The following is a 20,980-nucleotide window of genomic DNA, read 5'->3' as shown; positions in this document are numbered from 1 at the left end:
TAAATCAATCTTTCAACAGGATCGCGCGGCAGGCTTTGCCTTTGATTTTGCCTTGCTTGAGTTTGACCAATGCCGATTTCGCCTGAGCCGCTTCAATAGCGACATAAGCGTGCGTTGGGGTCAGATCGATCTTACCAATTTGGTCAGCGCGGTAGCCCGCTTCACCCGTTAATGCCCCCAGTATATCTCCCGGACGAATTTTGGCTTTGCGGCCGCCATCAATGCACAACGTCATCATTGCGGCGGGTAACGCTTTGCTGCTGCCTTTTTTCAGCGTGCTGGCAGAGACCCACGGCAGCGACTTCTGTAAAAAATCTTCCAGCGCGTGCGCGCGAGCCATTTCATCGGCGGCGACAAAACTCACAGCAGCACCTTCTTCACCCGCACGTGCGGTACGGCCAATGCGGTGTAAATGCACTTCGGGATCCCACGCCAGTTGGTAATTCACTACCAGCGCCAGCGACTTAATATCCAGGCCACGCGCTGCTACGTCAGTAGCAACCAACACGCGTCCGCTGCCGTTGGAGAAGCGGATGAGTACGCGTTCACGGTCGCGCTGTTCCAGATCGCCATGCAGCGGCAAGGCGCTGATGTCACGATCGTTAAGGGCTGCCGCAACATCATCGCATTCGCGTTTGGTGTTACAAAAGACCACACAGGATGAGGGCTGGCGTTCGCTGAGTAGCGCAATCAGCAGTGATAGCTTTTCGTTGTGGCTGGCTTCAATAAACTGTTGATCAATGGAGGGCAGTTCACTGACTTCTTCTGTTACCACGCTCAGAGCATCGCGCTGAAACCGGGTGCTAATGGCGGCGATTCCTTCAGGCCAGGTCGCAGAGAACAGCAGCGTTTGACGCGATGCTGGTGTAGCTTTAATGATGGTTTCCATATCATCACGGAACCCCATTTCCAGCATACGATCCGCTTCATCCAACACCAGCGTGCGCAGATTCTCAAGCTTTAACGTTTCACGTTTGAGGTGATCAAGAATACGGCCCGGCGTGCCGACCACAATATGCGGAGCGTGAATCAATGAATCGCGCTGAGCGCTCATCGGCTGGCCACCGCACAGCGTCAAAATTTTGATATTACGCGTGAAGCGCGCCAGTTGACGCAACACATTGCTAACCTGATCCGCTAATTCACGCGTTGGGCACAGGATCAGCGCCTGCGTCTGGAACTGTGCGCTGTCGATATGTTGTAGCAAACCAATGCCAAAGGCTGCGGTTTTACCGCTGCCGGTTTTCGCCTGCGCACGCACGTCGCGACCCTGCAAAATGGCGGGCAGCGTGGCGGCCTGAACCGGCGTCATGCTGGTGTAGCCCATCTCGCGCAGGTTATCGAGTTGGCTTTCGGGAAGCGAATTGAGGGTTGAAAAAGCAGTCACGGCGCGGCCTCTGAGGCTAAAAAAGTAGGGCATTATTGCGCGCGCAAGTCTGGCAGAAAGCGCGTCCAACAGCAACGGCAACCTCGTAGGTTAAGGCTGTGAATCTTTTAACGTGCAGGGCATTAGGAATAACCTGAAGTTTTTCGAAAATGGTTGGTAAATTTTAATCAGTTAAGCGTTAAATTTCGATAATGGTCTGGAGCGAAGAAAAAATAAGGCCATAAATAACTTTATAACATGCCGATTTGAAAAGTTTATTCCTATGTTAATCAGATAAATCCTTTTTATTTACTCCAGTAATACAATTAATCATTAAAAAATTACCCTTAAGTTGCCGATAAAAATCTTAAGACAATTGCTTTATATTTAGCGCGCCATACATCTATTACAACGACCGTTAGAGGGTTTTTCATTGAGTAATAGTCTCCAGGGATCACATGAAGATGTACTTAAAATAGTGGGCCGCGCCGTGTTGACGCTGCACGTTCATGGGGAAAGCTTATCAGCTGATAAGATTGCTTCAATGATCGGGTGTTATGCGGAAGATGAGCCCTGTGATCAGGAAGATCGTCGTTTATATGCGTTGGCAATGGAATTAATGTCAAAAGGTTGCAAAGCTAAAAGCGTGTAACGCTGCTGCTTTGTCTGTCTGATTAAAGCCTCCTGCGGGAGGCTTTGTCATTTTTACCCGTCATACTTCGCGCTGCAGCTGCGTTGGCTGCACGTGCTCACCCCGGTCACTTACCGGCGTAAGCTCCCGGGGACTCACACGCTTGCCGCCTTGCTGCAACACGAATTATTTAGGGTATCTGAGCGTCATGCTTCGCGCTGCAGCTGCGTTGGCTGCACGTGCTCACCCCGGTCACTTACCGGCGTAAGCTCCCGGGGACTCACACGCTTGCCGCCTTGCTGCAACACGAATTATTTAGGGTATCTGAGCGTCATACCCGTCATACTTCGCGTTGTAACTGCGTTGAGCATTGGAGCAATTAAACGTGTTGCAGTGCGAACACCGCTTTGCCGCGTGAGAAGGTGGCAACCACTGGCGAGATGCGCGAAACGGCTTCAGCTGAGCAGCTCGCGGCAACTATCATCATATTGGCGTCATCACCTTGCTGTGGCCATTGACGTTGACCTTCTGCTGACAGCGGCAGCAAATCATTGGTCGCAATCGCCAGTGCACGCGTCAGTGAAAACTCATCCGAACCACGATAGAGCTGCGCATAGAGATTGGCTTTTTCCAACATACTGCCGGTGCCAAACGGCGACCAGTGATCGACCACGCTGTCGGTGCCGGTCATCACCTTAACACCCGCTGTCTGCAACTGCGGAATCGGCATGGTCAGCTTGCCAATCGGCAGCGTCGACGCCACGCTAAATTGCTGCTCAACCAACCCTTGAATCATTTTATCCAGCTCAGCGCCTTCCAGCGTCGCCAGCGCAAAGCCGTGACTGATGGTCACTTTGCCTTTCAGCGCCGGGTTCTTTGCCACGGTATCGATCATATAGCGAATCGCCGCAACGCCGGCTGGCGAGGTTTCATGCAGGTGGATATCCACGCCGCGTTGGAAATCGAGCGCGATCTGGAACATCGCATCCAGCGACTTTTCCATCGCGCCATCGACATTCGTCGGATCCAGTCCGCCGACATACTGCACGCCGTGCTGCATCGCTTCACGCATCAATCCATCGACCTGCGAATGCAATAAACCGTGCTGCGGAAATGCCACGATTTCGCAGGGAAATTCAGGGTGCTTCGCCAGCGCGGTTTGGAGATGCTCCAGGCTTTTCAGACCGCTGACCGGGTCGATATTGCAATGGCTGCGTGCCTGAGTCGAACCCTTGGATTGCAACAAGGCAATCAGACTTTCTGCTCGCGCGACTGAGGTGGGCAGTAACTGCGGGATCAACACCTGCTCACGGGCTATCATATCCATAATGGTTTTGCCCTGACGTGGACGCGGTGCCTGCCACGGGCCGCCATAAAATGTTTTATCGAGATGGATATGCATATCGTGAGTGGAGGGCAGCAGCAGCGCACCTTGCGCATCCCAGGCCGTCAGTGAAGCGTCACCCTGACCGGCTGGGTGTAACTGATCAAATTTACCATCACGAATGCTGATGTCATACAGCCCAGTTTTAGTCGCAACGATCTCTTCGCCTTCACGCTCAAAGCCTTCTTCAAGGCGAACATTCCGCAGTAAATAGTGATCGGTACTGGGCAAAGCAGCTGGCGAGTGAGATGTCGTATTGGCGGCAAAACTGGTCTGGCTCATGCCAGCAGCCAGCAAACTCCCTGCGGCTGCCCAGCGTGCGCCGTTACCAAGAAATTCACGACGGCTTGAAGAAGGGGAAATAGTCATCAGAGGCTCCTGCAAAAAAGAGAATCTTAATCTGACAAAAGCTGGCGGCGGCCGCTGCGCTATTTTCCACTGCTGGCTATTTGAAAAATCACTGCCAGCTCAGCTGGCCGAAATCGACCAAAGCCTGCGCCAGTTGATACTGCAAATTCTCTTCGGGATGACGGCAAAACAGCGCCAGCTCAAAAATATCGATCTCCGGCAAACCCTGTTCGCGCCCTAGCACCCGATGTTCGGGTAAGCGACAGCTGGCGGGCAACAGGGTTAACCCCAAGCCTTGTGCGCTCGCTGCCGCCAAAGCAACCAGACTCGCGCTGCTATAACCAATACGCCAACTGCGGTCCATCGCATCCAGCGTCTGGCACATCTCTTCACGGTACAAACCCTGCTGAGGAAACAGCACCAGCGGCACTGGCGTTTGTTCAAAACAGGGATAGGCGGCGCTGTCGAGCCAGAGCAAGGGTTCCGGGCGCGCCGCCAGTGGACGTTCGCCGTAAGGCTGTTTGATCAGCATGATGTCCAGCTCCTCACGCTGCCACGCACGGCGCAATTCAACGTGCATGCCGCTCATCACATCGAGTCGTAAATGCGGATGTTGACGACTGAAAGCGGCTAACAATCCTGCGGTAGGTGCGGCAAAATCTTCCGGCACACCAAGACGTAGCACGCCGTCACGCCATTTGTCGCTTAATACGTCATGCGCTTCGCCGTTCAGCGCAATGATGCGCCGGGCATAGCCCAGCAGCTTTTCACCTTCTTCGGTAATCTGCACCTGATGCGAAGAGCGTTCCAGTAACGCTTTACCTACCATTTCTTCCAGCCGCCGCACTTGCTGACTCACAGTGGATTGCGACAAATGCACACGATCGGCAGCGCGGGTAAAGCTGGTGGTTTCGCAAACGGCAACAAAACTTAACAACTGTTGAGGCGTAAACATCGGCTGTCGATTCATTTTCCCACTATCAATTAGAGCAATATTTAATTTCCAAATAGTAACCAGCGCTGTCAGGCTGGCAATCTTTAATTATTTGAGTTGTGGATGAAACGACAGACAGAAATGATGATGCTTATCGCGTTGGTATTGGCGGGCCTGAATATGCGCCCTTTAATGACCTCGGTGAGTCCGTTGCTCGGCCAGTTACGTCAGACCATTGGGCTGACGCCATTAGCCGCGTCTTTACTGCCCGCTATACCCATGATGATGATGGGAGCGATTGCGCTGTTAAGCGCACCCTTAATGCAGCGCATCGCTGTCCGTAAATTGCTGACAGGCGGATTGATGTTACTGAGTTTGGCGACATTCAGCCGCCTGTTTATCGCTCAGGGCAGTCTATTAGTCTTTAGCACCATTCCGGGTGGATTAGGCATTGGTGTGGTGCAAATGGCGATGCCGGGATTGATTCGCCAACGCTTTGGTGAGCGCAGCGCAGCGATTACGGGATTATGGGCTGGAGCGTTGATGGGCGGTGGCGGCCTGGCTGCCGCCTTAACGCCGTGGCTGAGCGCACAGATGGGGTGGCAAGGTGCGTTAAGCAGTTGGGCGATACCGACGCTGTGCGCGATGCTGTTGTGGCTGTTTATTCCCACTGCCGCGCCGGAGAAATCTACGCAGCGGGCAATACCTGCACTGTGGCGCAAAACGCGGGCGTGGACGCTGGCGCTGAGCTTTGGGTTGGTCAATGGCGGATATGCCATCTGCGTCGCGTGGCTGCCCGATTTCTATCATCAACAGGGCTGGAGCGCGCAGGCGGGCGGCAGCTTGCTTGCTATGATGATCAGCTGTCAGGTGGCCGGGGCATTGTTGCTACCGCTGCTGGCTCGCGGAGCCGATCGTCGGCCATTATTACTGCTGGCATTGGGCATGCAGTTCTGCGGCATGATGGGATTTCTGTTTGCCCCGCAGGCCGCACCGTGGATCTGGGCAGGCGTAGCGGGATTCGGTCTGGGCGGCGCCTTTCCGTTAGCCTTGGTACTGGCGCTGGATCATCTGTCTCATCCCCATGCGGGGGCACGTCTGGTGGCATTTATGCAAGGCGTGGGATTCATTATCGCAGGGTGTATGCCGTTTATCGCCGGACAGTTGCATACATTAACCCACAGCTTTGCCAGCGTTTGGTTGATGCAAGGTGCGGTGACGCTGCTGTTGATTGTGTTAAACCTCTGTTTCCATCCACGCAGTTATCCGCACGCTTTCCCAGAAAAGTAATTTTTTGGTCCTACCAATTAAGCCGAAAAATTTTCCTGCTTCACAGAACAGGAAAATTCACGGCTTTTTTATTGCCTGAAGTTAACAAAACATTAACCATCTGTTGCCAATAAGCCTCAGCATCTTAAATGTGGTCTGACCAAAAAAGATGTTAAAGAGGCTAGCGTGCGCGCCCTACAACCTATGCGCACGATTTTCTGGCTTTCCTCTGGAGATACCCGCATGCAGATGTGGCAACAAAATTATGATCCGCTCGGCAATATTTGGCTATCTAGCCTGGTTGCGCTGATCCCGATTCTGTTTTTCTTTTTCGCGCTGATAAAACTGAAGCTGAAAGGCTATGTCGCCGCGACCATCACCGTGGGTCTGGCGCTGCTGGTGGCGCTGTTTCTTTATCGTATGCCAATCGGGCAAGCGTTAGCGTCGGTGGGATATGGCTTTTTATATGGTCTGTGGCCGATTGCGTGGATCATTGTTGCAGCAGTATTCGTCTACAAAATTTCGGTAAAAACCGGGCAGTTTGACATTATTCGCGCCTCGATCTTATCGATCACGCCAGATCAACGGCTGCAAATGCTGATTGTCGGTTTCTCGTTTGGCGCGTTTTTAGAAGGCGCTGCAGGTTTTGGCGCGCCGGTTGCGATCACCGCTGCGCTACTGGTCGGCCTGGGATTTAATCCGCTGTATGCCGCCGGTTTATGCCTGATCGTTAACACCGCGCCGGTGGCATTTGGCGCGATGGGAATTCCAATTATTGTTGCCGGGCAAGTTACCGGACTGGACAGTTTCGCCATCGGGCAAATGGCCGGCCGTCAATTGCCGTTACTGACCATCATCGTTCTGTTCTGGATTATGGCGATCATGGATGGTTGGCGTGGCGTCAAAGAAACCTGGCCTGCGGTGCTGGTGGCGGGCGGATCCTTTGCGATTGCTCAGTTTCTTAGCTCTAACTTCCTTGGCCCGGAACTGCCAGACATCATCTCTTCGCTGGCGTCGCTGGTCTGTTTAACCTTGTTCCTGCGTCGCTGGAAGCCGGTTCGCATCTTTCGTTTTAACGATGTTGGCGCATCGATGGTTGATCAGGATCTGACCCGCAAAAAATACAGCGCTGGGCAGGTGATCCGCGCCTGGATGCCTTTCCTGTTTCTCACCGCGACCGTAACGTTGTGGAGCATTCCGCCCTTCAAAGCGCTGTTTGTCAAAGGCGGGGCGCTAGCGGATTGGGTCTTCAGCGTGCCGGTGCCGCTGCTGAATGCGCTGGTGGAACGCATGCCACCGGTAGTGAACAGTGCCACGCCCTATCCGGCAATCTTTAAATTCGACATCATTTCTGCCACCGGCACCGCCATTTTGCTGGCAGCGATTGTGGCGATTGCTTACCTGCGCATGAAGCCGAAAGCGGCTATTCAGACGTTCGGCGAGACCTTAAAAGAGTTGGCGTTACCGATTTACTCGATTGGCATGGTGCTGGCGTTTGCTTTTATCTCCAACTATTCCGGCCTGTCGGCCACGCTGGCCTTAGCGCTGGCGCATACGGGGCAAGCCTTTACCTTTTTCTCTCCGTTTTTGGGTTGGTTGGGTGTCTTCCTTACCGGATCGGATACCTCCTCAAATGCGCTATTCGCCGCATTACAAGCCACTACCGCGCAACAGATTGGCGTTTCAGATGTGTTGCTGGTTGCCGCCAACACCACTGGTGGCGTCACCGGGAAGATGATTTCTCCTCAATCGATCGCCATCGCCTGCGCCGCAGTGGGCCTGGTCGGTAAAGAGTCCGATCTGTTCCGCTTTACGGTTAAACACAGCCTCATCTTTACCTGCATGGTAGGCGTCATTACCACGCTGCAGGCTTACATCTTCCCGTGGATGATTCCATGACTGCGAACTCGCCGCCGCTGGCGGCCCATCTGGTGGTACGGCTAAAGGCGTATATCAGTGAACATCAGCTGGAACCCGGCATGCGTCTGCCTGCCGAGCGGCAGTTATCTGCCGAACTGGGCGTTTCGCGATCATCTCTGCGTGAGGCGATCCAGCAGCTGATCAGCAGCGGTATGTTGATCAGCCGACGCGGCGGGGGAACCTGGCTGCGTCAGCAGCTTGCGCCGTGGTCGGAACAGCGCATCGTTGCGCCTATTCGCCAGTTACTGGCGGACGATCCCGATTACCGTTATGACATTCTCGAAGCGCGTCACGCGATTGAAGCCAGCACGGCCTGGCATGCGGCATTACGCGCGACAGAATCCGACAAAGAGAAGCTGCAATATGCGTTTGACGCCACGCTCAAAATGACCGAAAGCGACGATCCCGATCTCGCAGCACAAGCTGACGTACGCTTTCATCTGGCGATTGCGGAGGCTTCGCATAACGTGGTGCTGCTACAAACCATGCGCGGCTTTTTTGACTTGTTGCAATCATCGGTGATGCAAAGCCGCCAGCGGATGTATATCCAGCCGGTGATTTTCGCCCGTCTGACTGAACAACATCAGGCCATTCTCAACGCCATTCTCGCCGGTGACGCTGAAGCGGCGCGGCAAGCGGCGATGCAGCATCTCGGCTTTGTTCATACCACGATGAAGGGCCTGCACGAAGATGAAGCGCGGCAGGCTCGCATAACCCGCTTGCCGGGCAACGAATTCAGCAACCGTAAGGAAAACGACTCATGATCATCTCTGCTGCCAGTGACTATCGCGCCGCCGCGCAACGTATTCTGCCGCCGTTCCTGTTTCACTATCTTGATGGCGGCGCTTATGCCGAACACACGCTGCGCCGCAATGTGGACGATCTGGCTGACGTTGCGCTAAGACAGCGCATTTTAAAAAACATGTCTGATCTCAGCCTTGAAACCAAATTGTTCAATGAAACGTTGTCGATGCCGGTCGCGCTGGCACCGGTGGGTTTATGCGGCATGTATGCACGGCGTGGAGAAGTGCAGGCCGCCCGCGCTGCGGCGCTGAAAGGCATTCCCTTTACCTTATCGACCGTTTCCGTCTGCCCAATTGAAGAGGTGGCACCGGCAATTAATCGTCCGATGTGGTTCCAGCTCTATGTGCTGCGCGATCGTGGCTTTATGCGTAACGCGTTGGAGCGAGCCAAAGCTGCAGGTTGTTCCACGCTGGTGTTCACCGTGGATATGCCAACACCGGGCGCACGCTACCGTGATGCGCATTCGGGCATGAGCGGCAACCATGCGGCGCTGCGTCGCTACTGGCAAGCCGTGACGCACCCACAATGGGCGTGGGATGTCGGCATGCAGGGGCGTCCGCACGATCTCGGGAATATTTCTACCTATCTCGGCAAACCCACCGGCCTGGAAGATTATATCGGCTGGCTGGCGAACAACTTTGATCCCTCTATTTCATGGAAGGATCTGGAGTGGATTCGTGAATTCTGGGATGGCCCGATGGTGATTAAAGGGATACTTGACCCCGAAGATGCGCGTGATGCGGTGCGCTTTGGCGCGGATGGCATTGTGGTGTCTAACCATGGCGGACGCCAGCTTGATGGCGTGCTCTCCTCGGCGCGTGCGCTGCCTGCTATCGCCGATGCGGTAAAAGGTGACATCGCGATTCTGGCCGATAGCGGCATCCGCAGTGGTCTTGATGTGGTGCGCATGATTGCGTTAGGCGCAGATACCGTACTGCTGGGCCGCGCCTTTATCTATGCGCTGGCAACACACGGACAGCGCGGCGTGGAGAATCTGCTCAACCTGATTGAGAAAGAGATGCGGGTAGCGATGACGCTGACCGGCGCAAAATCGATCGGTGAAATTACCCGCGATTCACTGGTGCAGGCCAATGCGCTGCTCAATGAGCAAGTCATACCTGCTCGCCCGCGTGCGGTGAGCTGATCCGGCGAAATCGAATGTATTGTCTATACTTACCCTCTTTACCAACAGGAGGAATGACATGACCATTCATAAGAAAGGTTCGGCGCATTGGGAAGGCGATATCAAGGGAAAAGGGACTGTAAGCACTGAGAGTGGCGTGCTGAGCCAGCAACCTTATGGTTTCAAAACCCGTTTTGAAGGTGAAAAAGGCACGAATCCAGAAGAGCTAATCGGTGCTGCACACGCAGCGTGTTTCTCTATGGCTTTATCGCTGATGTTAGGCGAAGCAGGTTTTCCGCCGAAAAGCATTGATACCACGGCGGATGTTTCTCTTGATAAGAAAGGTGAAGGTTTTGCGATCACCAAGGTGGCGCTGACCAGCACCATCGAACTGCCAGGCATTGATAACGCAACATTTGATGAAATCATCAATAAAGCTAAAGCGGGCTGCCCAGTTTCACAGGTTCTGAATGCTGAGATTACTCTCGACTACACCCTGAATAACTAAGCCTGTAACGCGGGTCGCCTTTTAACGGCGTGAGCGTTATGCTAAATCAGCGCGGTCCTGATACTGACCGTAACAGATGCGCCTTTGGGCGCATCTTTTGCTTTCTGGCTGAGAGGAAAATAAAGGTGGCGCGATATTTGGCTGCGAAGAAGTATTGGAAAATGGTGCTGGTTCTGCTTTGTATCTGCGGTGCGTTAATGCTGATTCGTTGGGCAGCGATGATATGGGCCTAAAATCATGGGTTTGTAACCATAAACTGGGCGTATTAGTGATGGTTGTCTTGCTGCTCGAACTCATTCATTACTTACTGACAGCATCCTGGCTGCCGTGGGAATGGCAGTAATCCTCTCTACACATATTCCGTTTCGCGACGCTTAGTACGGACGTCACTGCGTGCAATGCGATACGCCTTATTGGGATCGCCCGCCACAAATTCAAATGTCGGTGAGTAATAAAAAGGCAGCCAGCCGCCGTAGCCGCTTTCCCACTCCCAGCGAACGGGGCACGGCCACAATATGCCGTCATACAAAATGTAATAGACCCAGCGTCCGTTTGGACGACGGGGGCGTGATGTTTTCATGGGATTCACAACGATAATAGTGAACAATAGCTTATATTTTGTACGCTAAAGCGCCACCTTGCAACTTAACGGCTGCGCTTTGTTATTTTTGGCCCTGCATTAACGATGCACTTCACCACAAAGCAGGACCACATTAGGCCGTACTTTATGAATGCGATTTGCCATCTGTTCGCAATCGATTTTTGTTGGATAAATCCGTTCCGATACCGGTAAAGCATCACAGGCATCATGGCCGCAAGCACTGACTAACAATACAAATCCTATCAACATGGCTCGACTCCTTTACACGGTCTGGTGGTCCGGACTGTGGTGCTTAATATCCCTTTTACTGTTCCAGTATAGACAAACGTGTCGACGAGGCATTATCACCCTGAGCGGTGAAAGCGTTAACCTGAGAAATACCAGGCAGGAAGCAGCGCGATAAGATTGTTTAGCGTGTGCAGGAAAATGGGCAGCGCCAGGCTGTTGCTGCGCAGGCGGGCGTAACATAATAACAGCGAAAACAGTGTCAGCGCGATAATGGTTTCCCAGTGAACATACTGAGTGTGCATCATGGCGAACAGCAGTGAAGTCAGCAACATGCAGGCAAAGCGACTGCGTGGTGCCCACAGCAAAAATGCCTGTAACAGAAATCCACGAAACAGGACTTCCTCAAACACCGGTGCTAACAGCACCGCCGTCAGCAACAAAATCAGCAGCGAATTACGTCCTTGCTGCGCCTGCTCAACCAGCCAACCTTCCGGCTGCAAAAATTGGGTTTGCGCCGCCATTAAAATAAACAGTACGCCAATAAACAGCAGCGTTTGCAGCGGACGTAATTCGCCCAGCGGCAGGTCGCTACGACGTTGACAATAGAAGCGATAAAGCGGATAGATCACGGCAAATTCAAACAGGCAGAGCACCGGCACCAATAAGCCGTCATTACGCAGCACGCCATAATTAGGAAACAGCGTGATAAGCATAGTCACGAGGTAATAGACCACAAAGCTGCCGACGTAAAACAGCGTCAGCGCCACTCTGTCGGAATTGGTGTTCATAAGCGACCCAGCCAGCGAAGGTTAGCGCATAGTAACAACGCGCCTGATCGCTGTCGAGTCACCCAACAAGACAATATTTGTACGCAAATTTACCTTATTAGGCTAAACCGCAAGCACACCGAGCCGATAACTGAGGAAATGAATTCGGGTAAGTCAGCATAGTTTGCTGTCAGGCAGAATCCCGAACCGAACTTTTCGCTTTGTTGTGAGCTTTCTTAATGACTTTTGTACCTCAGCAACCGCAGCTGCGTCCTTTTATAAACGGAGCAGAAGATCGCACTGTTCGCTTTACGCGGCGGAGTCTACGCACGCTTACACTGCTGTTGTTCGGCGTATTGCTTCTTTCCATGCTGATGGTGCTGACCATTGCCCAGCATCAAAACAAGTTATCTGTTGAACACGATCAGATATTGATGCAGCAAGCGTGGGAAGGGCGTAAAGAGGCGATGATAACTGACATCCGCGATTACGCTTTCTGGGGCGAAGCCTGGCGTAATCTGCACATCACGATGAATAGAGTCTGGGCCTTCGATGAAGAGAACTTCGGTCCGGGTTTGTATGAGGAATACCATTATGAAGGCGTTTTTGTTGTCGATGGCAACGATCACACCACCTATTCAGTCATCGACGGTAAGCTGAGTTCTGTTTCGCTGGAAGCCTGGATAGGAAAAAGCAGCCGGATGCTGATTGCCCACGCACGCTTATTGAATAATGCGGCGGTAGCACGCAATGCACTGGTGAATGGACAGCCGGCTATTATCGTCGCCGCGCCAATCACCACCGGTAAAGTGCCCGGCTTGCCGCAAAAAGCGGGGCCACCATCAGTGATGGTTTTCGTCAATATGTTCACGCCTGCCAAGCTAAAAGCGTTAGGCGACACGCTTGGCGTAAGTAGTCCGCGTTTTGCCAAAAACGAAGTCGATGCCAAAATTGAGCCGCGAATGGTGGAAGAGGTGCCGGGTGGCGAGCCGCTAGTCTTACGCTGGACGCCAAAAATGCCCGGCATGGGGTTGATCTGGTTTCTGCTACCGTTGCTGTTAATCATGGGCATCATCATCGCGTGGATTACTCGTCGGGTAAGCCGCCATGCGCTTCACAACGCAATATTATCCGATCGCCGATTCGCCATGTTAGCGGTCAGCCAGCAGGAGTTGGCAAGCAGCGAGGCGCGTTTTCGTGACCTGGCAGAAGCGGCTTCAGACTGGATTTGGGAAACCGATGAAGAAGGGCGGCTGATCTATTTGTCGTCTCGCTTCAACACCGTAACCGGCCACGAAATTAGCGTTTGGCTAGGAAGACACCTCGACCATTTGCTGACCCATCCCAGCCACTCTTTAGTGACCTGGCTGATGCGTCAGGAAGCGGAACCCCAGCAAATGCCGCTGCGTTGCCAGTTTATGTCGGCACAGGGCGATCGTCGTATTGGTCAGTTGGTGGCTAAAACGGTCTGGCACAATGGCAGATGCATCGGTTTTCGCGGCACGGTCTCTGACATTACTCAAGGCATGGAAGCGGAAGCGCGCATTCAGTTCTTGTCACGTCATGATGTGTTAACCGGGTTGCCAAACCGGCTTCAGTTGCAAGAGTATCTCACCAGCCATCTTGAACAATTCAACATGGATATTCCGCTCACCATCATCAGTATCGATCTGGATCAGTTCAAACCGATCAATGAAACCTGGGGCCACGCTGCGGGTGATCTGGTTTTGAATCAGATGGCACAGCGCATTAAAAATTGTATAGGACCCCATGAGCTGACTGCGCGACTCGGCGGTGATGAGTTTGTCGTGATTTTACGCGAAGGGGATCGTGACAAAGTTGATGAACGCTGTGCGCAGCTGCTGCATGAAGTTCAGCAGCCAATTACGACCGGCCAGCACGTTCACTATTTAACCGCCAGCATGGGTATTGCCTGTGCACCGCAGGATGCTGCCCATCCTGAAGCGTTGCTGCGGATGTCTGACATCGCGCTAAATGAAGCCCGCGAATCGGGGCGCAATCAATGGGTTTGGTACGCCAATGAAATGGCTAACTTGCGCGAAAGTAAGCGCGATATGGCGCGCCGCATTGAGCGAGCGCTGAAAAATGATGAATTTCGTTTGCATTATCAACCGCGTTATCAACTCTCTGGCGGACAACTGGCAGGCGCAGAAGCGCTTATTCGCTGGCAAACTGCGCCTGATCAATGGATCACGCCGGATCGATTTATTCCGCTGGCAGAAGAGAATGGTTTAATCGCCACGATCAGCGATTGGGTATTGAAGCAAGCCTGTGAAGATGCGTTGGCGTGGGGTGGCGACCGTTATGTTTCCGTTAACATTTCGCCCATTGAGTTTCGTACCACCGATTTAGTGCAGCGGGTAGCCAATGTGTTAAAAGCGAGTGGGTTGCCCGCAACGCGGCTGGAACTGGAAATAACTGAAAACGTCACTTTCGAACATCCGCAGCAAGCGCTAGAAGTGATGCAGGGATTGCGTTCGTTAGGCGTACGTTTAACCGTAGATGATTTTGGTACGGGCTATGCCGCGCTGGGTTATTTAAAAACCTTTCCGTTTAACGGCTTGAAAATTGACCGTTCGTGGATGAAAGATTTTCCGGAATCGCAGCAGGCGCAATCGGTGGTCGCTGGCATTATCGCGCTGGCGCGTGCTTTTGCACTCACCATCACCGCCGAAGGCATTGAAACAGAAGCGCAACTGAATCAGCTTAAAATACTGTCATGTGAAGAAGGGCAAGGCTATTTTCTTGGCCGCCCGATGCCACTCGCAGCCTTCAGCACGCTTCTGGAGAGAACAACCCAGAACAACCGGGAGCAGGCTTAACGAACTTTAATGGCGACAAACGTCATCAAGGCAGCGAAGCCAATAAAGATTGCAAGTTCCATAATGATTACCTCAGAAAAGTCTTAAGTAATTTTAGCGGCTGGGTGATCTGTTTTTAGACTGCAAGTGCGATTTTTCTGAAAATATGTGATCCCGGCCGCTTAAATTTTTACGACTTATCTTTCCTTACCGCTTTCATTTTTTTAAAGAACGCGACAAGTCTGCTGGTCAAGATTTTCGCTTGCGGGCACGCTTTGCTACTCTTTGGTTCAGGGTTAACACGTCCAAGAGGAGATCAAACGTGAATCATTATGGAAAAGCGCTGGTTGTGATGGGCTTCTTTGCCTTAACGGCATGCCAGTCAGCCAGTAAACCCGAAACCGCTGCGGTGGCTCAAGATCCAGAAAGCGATCTTTGCGGTGCTTCACAGTATCAAGACTATGTCGGCAAGCCGTTATCTTCGTTGAATAGCCAACGATTCGATCATCAGGTTCGCGCCATTCCCTACAACTCGGCGGTAACCATGGATTTCAAACTCAATCGCCTGAATTTTATGGCAGACAAGAGTGGCAACATTAGTCGGGTTTACTGCGGCTAAAGCGTGAAAAATATCGGGTATTGTCATAAAGCTGTCATGGCTGCGGGCGAGGATAGCTCCGCACGATAGAGATTTCCTCGTCACTCTCGTTATGCAATGCTCGTCTTGTTTATTCCCGCTCCGGCGGGAATTTTTTTATCCGATTTCATGTCGGTAGAAGAGGCGAATGTGAAAAAAATCATCCTGCCATTAATGCTGTTAGCAAGTCCGCTGGCGATGGCCGCCAGCGACGCTGCGTGGCAGCAAAGTAAAGTGGATATGCAGCAAGCCTGTCTCAAGGCCAGCACCCTCAAGCAGGTGAGCGTAGTCGGAAAGGCAATTGAGTATGACGACAGCGTCGGCTACAGCGCCTTGCTGCTTCAGGGACGTTATCCGCAACAGCACATGAATAATCAGCGTGGGCGCGAGTTGTGTCTCTATCAACGCAGCAGCGGTAAAGCCAGCGTCAGCGAAGCGGATACCCTTCGCGGCGTGAAATAATCTGCCAGCGGCGACTTACTCTTGTGGCCGCGTTTCAATTAACTGCGCCAGTAAAGTACGATAATTTTGCAGGCGCTTTTCGTCCCCTTCAAACTCCAGCTTATCGATAACGCGCGCAATAATTGCTTTATTAGTGGCAGGTTGTCCGGCTTCCATTAATTCACGCAGGATGGCAGCCAGCAGATCGGATTCTGGCGGCGCGTTCCAGTCAGGGCTGTTGAAATAGTCGGTGATAGCACGGCTGGCGCTGTTTGGTTGCACTCTCATCATCCACCTCCGCTAAGACAACGCCATGCACATCACGATAGGGCGCGATGCGCATAAACGCGGTTTTACGTCTTGGGTTCTCAGGATCGCAGGGACATTGGCGTCACCCGGTATGAGAACGTCGCGCTGGCAAGAATAGCCGACGCACCGCACGAGACTGGCGGTTTTTTAAACATAGAACTGTCATGCGTAATTGTCAGTAACAGCCTGAAATATTTTTTCATAGTGATGACTGCGGCATTAATAGTCAGAAGAGTGAATGATTGTTTTTGCACATAATCTCTCTAAGAAAACAGACAGGAAGAAAATATGCACGAGGCAGATTCGCAAATCTTAGGGGAAAACCGCGTTTTGCATTACGTGCCATGTTTTGCCGCTCAGCACGGTTAAGCCGTTGTTAAACTGGCTCCTCATATCTCCTGCAAGTCACCTGATCATGCCCCGCTCATTAGAACCCTGGAAAATAAACCTGATTTCGGTCTGGTTTGGTTGTTTTTTCACTGGACTGGCGATCAGCCAGATCATTCCTTTTCTGCCACTCTATATCGAACAGCTCGGTATCAAAGATGCGGATTCACTGAGTTTGTGGTCAGGTTTGACATTCAGCATCACGTTTGTGGTATCCGCCGCCGTTGCGCCACTGTGGGGGAGTTTGGCGGATCGTAAAGGACGCAAACTGATGCTGCTGCGCGCCGCGTTTGGCATGGGTTTGGTGATTCTGCTACAGGCATTTGTGACACAGGCGTGGCAGCTTTTGCTGTTGCGTGCCTTGATGGGGCTGACTTCAGGTTACATTCCTAATGCAATGGCGCTGGTGGCGGCACAGGTGCCGCGCGAGCGCAGCGGCTGGGCGTTGAGTTGTGTCTCAACCGGTCAAATTGGCGGTGTGATCCTTGGGCCGCTGATTGGCGGATTGCTGGCGGATTGGGTGGGCCTGCGCCTGGTTTTTATCATCACCGCCGTGCTGTTAATGATCAGCTTTTTTGTCACGTTATTTCTCATTAAAGAGACCGGCTACATACCCATCAGTAAAAAGGACAAGCTCAACGCCCGGCAGGTTTTTGCCACGCTGGATAATCCTAAGTTGATGCTCTGCTTGTTCTTCACCACCATGGTTATTCAAATGTGTAACGGGTCGGTGAACCCGATCTTAACGTTGTTTGTTCGCGAACTGGCCCCTGGCGCAGAAAACATCGCTTTTCTCAGCGGCTTCATCGCCGCGCTGCCCGGCATTTCCGCTTTGCTCTCTGCTCCGCGTTTAGGACGACTCGGCGATCGCATCGGCACGCAGCGTATCCTGCTCGCGACGATGGTGATTTCGCTGCTGCTGTTTATCGGCATGTCGTTTGTCACCAACGCGACGCAGTTGGGCATATTGCGCTTTCTGCTTGGTTTTGCCGATGGCGCAATGATGCCTGCGGTGCAGACGCTGTTGGTACGTCATTCCCGCGACAACATCACCGGCCGCATCTTCGGTTATAACCAATCTTTTATGTATCTGGGCAATGTGGCCGGGCCGATGCTCGGCGCAGCGGTGTCCGCGCTGGCCGGTTATCGTTGGGTTTTCTTTGCCACCGCCATGGTGGTATTGATTAATGTGATTTTCCTGCGTCGTTTTTACCGTCGGCCAAAAACCCATTTACCGCAGCCTGTTGACGAAACGTCAGAACATAGTGCCAGCGTTGCTGAGTCAGCAAAAACTCGGGGCTAACGCTGGGGCTCCAGGAATCGTCACCGCCCAAGCCCATATGCGCAGCATCCAAATGCAGCCAACAGCCGGTTTCAGGTTGTAGCAGATGGCGATGTGAAGCCTCACGCAATTGCTCAAGGCTAAAGCGGCTCAGCGAGAAAGCAAAATCGCCGTTCATTTGCCAACTGCCGGCATTGAGCTGCCGCGTGCCACCGCGCAAGCCATTTTCGCTGGGAAACACATAGGGCGTATAAAGAGAGTCTACAGGCAGCTGCCAGCGCGAGAACTGTGCGGCGAGCTGGCGATCGGGATAATTCTCATGCGGGCCCAAACCCAGCCATTCCACTTTTTCAGCCATCTGACTCAATTGACAACGCAAACCGATGCGGGCAGGCGAGGGCAAACCGGGGGCCTGCTGCACAGAAACGCTGACCTGCATCTCACCATGGGCATTAATGTGATAACGCTTGTGGCTGATAAAAGCGATCTGCCCATTGGCGCGCCAGCTGTGTAGCGTGTCGATTTGCACCGCATCTTTTAGCGCGTCGATCTGCATAGATTCGATGCTGCTTTCCATTTGGTCATAGCCCGCCGATTTCCACCGCTCAACCCACGCATTCGGGTCAACGCGATCGGCTTCGCTGGTGCCAATATCATTATCCAGCGGCGCGCGAATAAAGCAGTCACGCAGCGGCGACAGCAGCGTCTCTTCCTCATTCACAAACCATTGCACCAGCTCGCCACTACGACGTGAAAAATGCCAGCGCTGCTGCTGGTGGCTGACAGAGACCAGATCGTGATTAAATTCCAGCTCTGGCGGATAACCGATGTCATCTGACGTTGGCAAATTCAGCGCCGCTGGCAATGGCCATTGATCCCATGCCACGCGCCAGCCGGCATCGGCCCAGCTTGTTGCGTTGATCTGATGCACCGCGACATTCAGCCAACATTCACCGCGCAAATCGTCAGGTGGGGTGATTTCAATGCGTTGTTGACCTTGCGGCGGGATCGCTAAGGCAATATCGCCCTCAGCCACAACTTTGCCGGCCTGTTCAATGCGCCACAGAAGCTGTTCGTTATCGCTGTGGCGAAACAGATATTCACTGCTTACGGTGAAGGCGAAAGGATTGTTCGCCTCCGCGGCGAACTGGAAAAACTGCTGAGCACGCTGCGCTTCGAACAGCGCGGGATGCGGGGTACGGTCGGCAAAAACCAAACCGTTCATGCAGAACTGGCGATCATTCGGTTTGTCGCCAAAATCACCGCCGTAGGCTTGCCAAGACTGGCCTTGATCATCGTAGCGCGTCAAACTTTGATCAACCCAATCCCAAACGAAGCCGCCTTGTAGCCGAGGAAACTCGCGGAAGGCTTGCCAGTATTTAGCGAATCCGCCCAAGCTGTTGCCCATGGCGTGCGCGTATTCGCACAAGATCAGCGGTCGCGTTTCGCCCGGCAGGCTAATCCACTTTTTCAGTGACCATTTCGGCACCGCCGGGAAAGGTTGATCCTGATCGACGCGCGCATACATGGGGCAAATAATGTCTGTTGCCGCCGTGTCGGCACCGCCGCCTTCGTATTGCACTGGACGCGTTGGGTCCGCGCTTTTTACCCAGCGATAGAGCGCATCATGTGTACTGCCGTGACCCGCTTCATTGCCCAGTGACCAAATAATGATGCTGCAATGGTTACGATCGCGCTGCACCATGCGCGTAACACGTTCGCTATAGGCAGCGAACCAACGCGGATCGTCAGACAAGCGATTCATCGGCTGCATGCCGTGGGTTTCAATATTGGCTTCATCAACCACATACAAACCGTAGCGATCGCACAATCGATACCACAATGGATGATTAGGATAGTGAGAGCAGCGTACAGCGTTGAAGTTGTGCTGCTTCATCAGTTCGATATCGCGGCGCATGGACGCTTCGTCAATGACCTGGCCAGTAACCGGATGATGTTCATGACGGTTAGTGCCGCGAATCAACAGCGGCTTGCCGTTCAGACACAGCAGGCCATTATCAAGGGTGACAGAGCGAAAGCCGACATCATACGCTTCCACATCCAGCACCTGATCGTTCTCATCCAGTAACGCTAACGTGGCGCGATAAAGGTGCGGCGTTTCGGCGCTCCATAAGCGCGGCTGATCAACCCGCAAGCGCAGCAGGGCGCGTTCGGGATAATGTCCACGCTCATCAATGATCGCGCTGCCCAGCGCTTGCACACATTGAGCGATTTGCTGTTCGCCCTGCCACAGCGTCAGACGCAGGTGATAATCTTCATGCGATGCCAACGGCAGGGCGACTTTTACCTGCGCGCAAAGGGTGGCGCTAAAGAACTCCGGGCTGAGTTGCGTTTCAAGCTGCACATCTGCCAGATGCACTTCAGACTTATGCAGCAAAGTGACATCGCGGAAAATGCCGCTCATGCGCCACATATCCTGATCTTCCAGATAGCTGCCGTCACTCCAGCGCAGCACCATCACCGCAAGGCGATTTTTACCAGACTGTAGCGCAGAGCTGAGATCAAATTCAGCAGGCAACCGACTGTCCTGCGAATAACCTATCCATTTTCCGTTGCACCAGAGGTGAAAAGCAGAATTTACGCCATCGAAGATGATGCGCGTTTGTCCCGCGCCATGCCACTCGTCGTTAAGATTGAATGTGAGCGAATAGCATCCCGTTGGATTCTCTTTAGGAACATAAGGAGGATTGACGGGAATGGGATACTGCACATTGGTATAGATGGGCGCATCGTAGCCATGCATTTGCCAGTTAGCAGGAACCGGTAACGTTTTTGCATCCGCCAGATCCTGTAGCAACCAGCTCTGCGGAACTGCTTCTGGTTGGCTGAAATAGCTGAATGTCCATTGCCCATTGAGGTTTTGCATGGCGAGAGAGGGAAGGTCATCGCGTGCAGCCAGTTCATGACGCCAGCCAGAAAAGGGGGGGTGAGCATCCAGTCGATGCAGCGAGGTCACCACCGGATTCTCCCAATCACGGCGGGCAATGATTTCACCAAAAGCAGCTTGAGCAATCGACATGATAATATCCTGTAAATGTATTGCGCTCACAATGCGTAAAATTGCGCTCACTGTAAAGCGCTTCTCATAACGATTTAAGCAAAGTTCTGCCGTTTTGGATGCGTATTCCCTTTGTAGGATGTTGGCTTTTTGTCGTTTTACTGCCAGTAATTCGTTAAGCCTGGTCAGCAAAGATTAAT

Annotated in this window: 18 protein-coding genes; 10 read left to right on the top strand and 8 right to left on the bottom strand. The window is 52.9% G+C overall.

Annotation, left to right across the window (positions count from 1 at the left end; genetic code table 11):
- Positions 1 to 4: 4 nt before the first annotated feature.
- The 3 genes from dbpA to MUG06_RS10030 form a co-directional block, all read right to left on the bottom strand.
- A complete protein-coding gene (gene dbpA / locus MUG06_RS10040) occupies positions 5 to 1,387 on the bottom strand; it encodes an ATP-dependent RNA helicase DbpA (RefSeq protein ID WP_243078450.1) in 1,383 nt (460 codons plus the stop codon).
- Positions 1,388 to 2,376: 989 nt separating this feature from the next.
- Positions 2,377 to 3,750 (bottom strand): amidohydrolase, encoded by a 1,374-nt coding sequence (locus tag MUG06_RS10035; RefSeq protein ID WP_243078449.1) that lies wholly within the window; start codon positions 3,748 to 3,750, stop codon positions 2,377 to 2,379.
- 88 nt (positions 3,751 to 3,838) lie between these two features.
- Complete coding sequence (locus MUG06_RS10030; RefSeq protein WP_215847501.1) at positions 3,839 to 4,699, bottom strand: LysR family transcriptional regulator; 861 nt, start codon at positions 4,697 to 4,699, stop codon at positions 3,839 to 3,841.
- 87 nt (positions 4,700 to 4,786) lie between these two features.
- Here MUG06_RS10030 and MUG06_RS10025 point away from each other — a divergent pair, with 87 nt between their 5' ends.
- The 6 genes from MUG06_RS10025 (at position 4,787) to yniD (ending at position 10,520) form a co-directional block, all read left to right on the top strand.
- Entirely contained in the window at positions 4,787 to 5,953 is a 1,167-nt protein-coding gene (locus MUG06_RS10025; protein WP_243078448.1) for a cyanate transporter, read from the top strand.
- A 222-nt stretch (positions 5,954 to 6,175) separates the two neighbouring features.
- Positions 6,176 to 7,831, top strand: coding sequence for an L-lactate permease (gene lldP, locus MUG06_RS10020; protein ID WP_243078447.1), 1,656 nt, complete (start codon positions 6,176 to 6,178; stop codon positions 7,829 to 7,831).
- Positions 7,828 to 8,616, top strand: a complete 789-nt coding sequence (gene lldR, locus MUG06_RS10015) for a transcriptional regulator LldR (RefSeq protein ID WP_243078446.1) — start codon at positions 7,828 to 7,830, stop codon at positions 8,614 to 8,616. The genes lldP and lldR overlap by 4 nt, the downstream gene beginning before the upstream one ends.
- Positions 8,613 to 9,800 (top strand): FMN-dependent L-lactate dehydrogenase LldD, encoded by a 1,188-nt coding sequence (gene lldD / locus MUG06_RS10010; protein ID WP_215847499.1) that lies wholly within the window; start codon positions 8,613 to 8,615, stop codon positions 9,798 to 9,800. The genes lldR and lldD overlap by 4 nt, the downstream gene beginning before the upstream one ends.
- 58 nt (positions 9,801 to 9,858) lie before the next feature.
- The gene (locus MUG06_RS10005; RefSeq protein WP_215847498.1) at positions 9,859 to 10,287 is read left to right on the top strand and encodes an OsmC family protein; all 429 of its coding nucleotides are present in this window, start codon (positions 9,859 to 9,861) and stop codon (positions 10,285 to 10,287) included.
- A 125-nt stretch (positions 10,288 to 10,412) separates the two neighbouring features.
- Positions 10,413 to 10,520: a small membrane protein YniD gene (yniD, locus tag MUG06_RS10000; protein ID WP_243078445.1), complete on the top strand. Its 108-nt coding sequence runs from the start codon at positions 10,413 to 10,415 to the stop codon at positions 10,518 to 10,520.
- A gap of 116 nt (positions 10,521 to 10,636) precedes the next feature.
- On the opposite strand, the gene MUG06_RS09995 is transcribed toward yniD, so the two are convergent.
- From MUG06_RS09995 to MUG06_RS09985, 3 genes are all read right to left on the bottom strand, one after another.
- Positions 10,637 to 10,867 (bottom strand): hypothetical protein, encoded by a 231-nt coding sequence (locus tag MUG06_RS09995; RefSeq protein WP_215847497.1) that lies wholly within the window; start codon positions 10,865 to 10,867, stop codon positions 10,637 to 10,639.
- A 99-nt stretch (positions 10,868 to 10,966) separates the two neighbouring features.
- Positions 10,967 to 11,137, bottom strand: a complete 171-nt coding sequence (locus MUG06_RS09990; protein WP_215847496.1) for a hypothetical protein — start codon at positions 11,135 to 11,137, stop codon at positions 10,967 to 10,969.
- Between the two features lie 116 nt (positions 11,138 to 11,253).
- Positions 11,254 to 11,904, bottom strand: coding sequence for a type II CAAX endopeptidase family protein (locus MUG06_RS09985; protein ID WP_215847495.1), 651 nt, complete (start codon positions 11,902 to 11,904; stop codon positions 11,254 to 11,256).
- A 218-nt stretch (positions 11,905 to 12,122) separates the two neighbouring features.
- Between MUG06_RS09985 and MUG06_RS09980 the strand changes: the two genes are divergently transcribed.
- The 3 genes from MUG06_RS09980 to MUG06_RS09970 all read left to right on the top strand — a co-directional run bounded on the left by MUG06_RS09980 (position 12,123) and on the right by MUG06_RS09970 (position 15,804).
- On the top strand, positions 12,123 to 14,726 hold the full coding sequence (locus MUG06_RS09980; protein ID WP_243078444.1) for an EAL domain-containing protein: 2,604 nt from the start codon (positions 12,123 to 12,125) through the stop codon (positions 14,724 to 14,726).
- 301 nt (positions 14,727 to 15,027) lie between these two features.
- Entirely contained in the window at positions 15,028 to 15,324 is a 297-nt protein-coding gene (locus MUG06_RS09975) for an I78 family peptidase inhibitor (RefSeq protein WP_243078443.1), read from the top strand.
- Between the two features lie 168 nt (positions 15,325 to 15,492).
- The gene (locus MUG06_RS09970; protein ID WP_243078442.1) at positions 15,493 to 15,804 is read left to right on the top strand and encodes a hypothetical protein; all 312 of its coding nucleotides are present in this window, start codon (positions 15,493 to 15,495) and stop codon (positions 15,802 to 15,804) included.
- A 15-nt stretch (positions 15,805 to 15,819) separates the two neighbouring features.
- On the opposite strand, the gene MUG06_RS09965 is transcribed toward MUG06_RS09970, so the two are convergent.
- Positions 15,820 to 16,071 carry a biofilm development regulator YmgB/AriR family protein gene (locus MUG06_RS09965; protein ID WP_215848328.1) on the bottom strand — a complete coding sequence of 84 codons (252 nt, stop codon included), beginning with the start codon at positions 16,069 to 16,071 and terminating at the stop codon, positions 15,820 to 15,822.
- A 436-nt stretch (positions 16,072 to 16,507) separates the two neighbouring features.
- On the opposite strand from MUG06_RS09965, the gene MUG06_RS09960 reads away from it, so the two are divergent.
- Complete coding sequence (locus MUG06_RS09960; RefSeq protein WP_243078441.1) at positions 16,508 to 17,782, top strand: multidrug efflux MFS transporter; 1,275 nt, start codon at positions 16,508 to 16,510, stop codon at positions 17,780 to 17,782.
- On the opposite strand, the gene MUG06_RS09955 is transcribed toward MUG06_RS09960, so the two are convergent.
- Entirely contained in the window at positions 17,664 to 20,801 is a 3,138-nt protein-coding gene (locus MUG06_RS09955; protein WP_243078440.1) for a beta-galactosidase, read from the bottom strand. The two genes, MUG06_RS09960 and MUG06_RS09955, sit on opposite strands and share 119 nt — an antisense overlap.
- Between the last annotated feature and the right edge of the window lie 179 nt (positions 20,802 to 20,980).

Source organism: Pantoea sp. MQR6 (assembly GCF_022761075.1).
Taxonomy (GTDB): Bacteria; Pseudomonadota; Gammaproteobacteria; order Enterobacterales; family Enterobacteriaceae; genus Pantoea; species Pantoea phytostimulans.
Note: the sequence above shows the minus strand (reverse complement) of the source record. Positions and strands in the feature narration are given on the sequence as shown.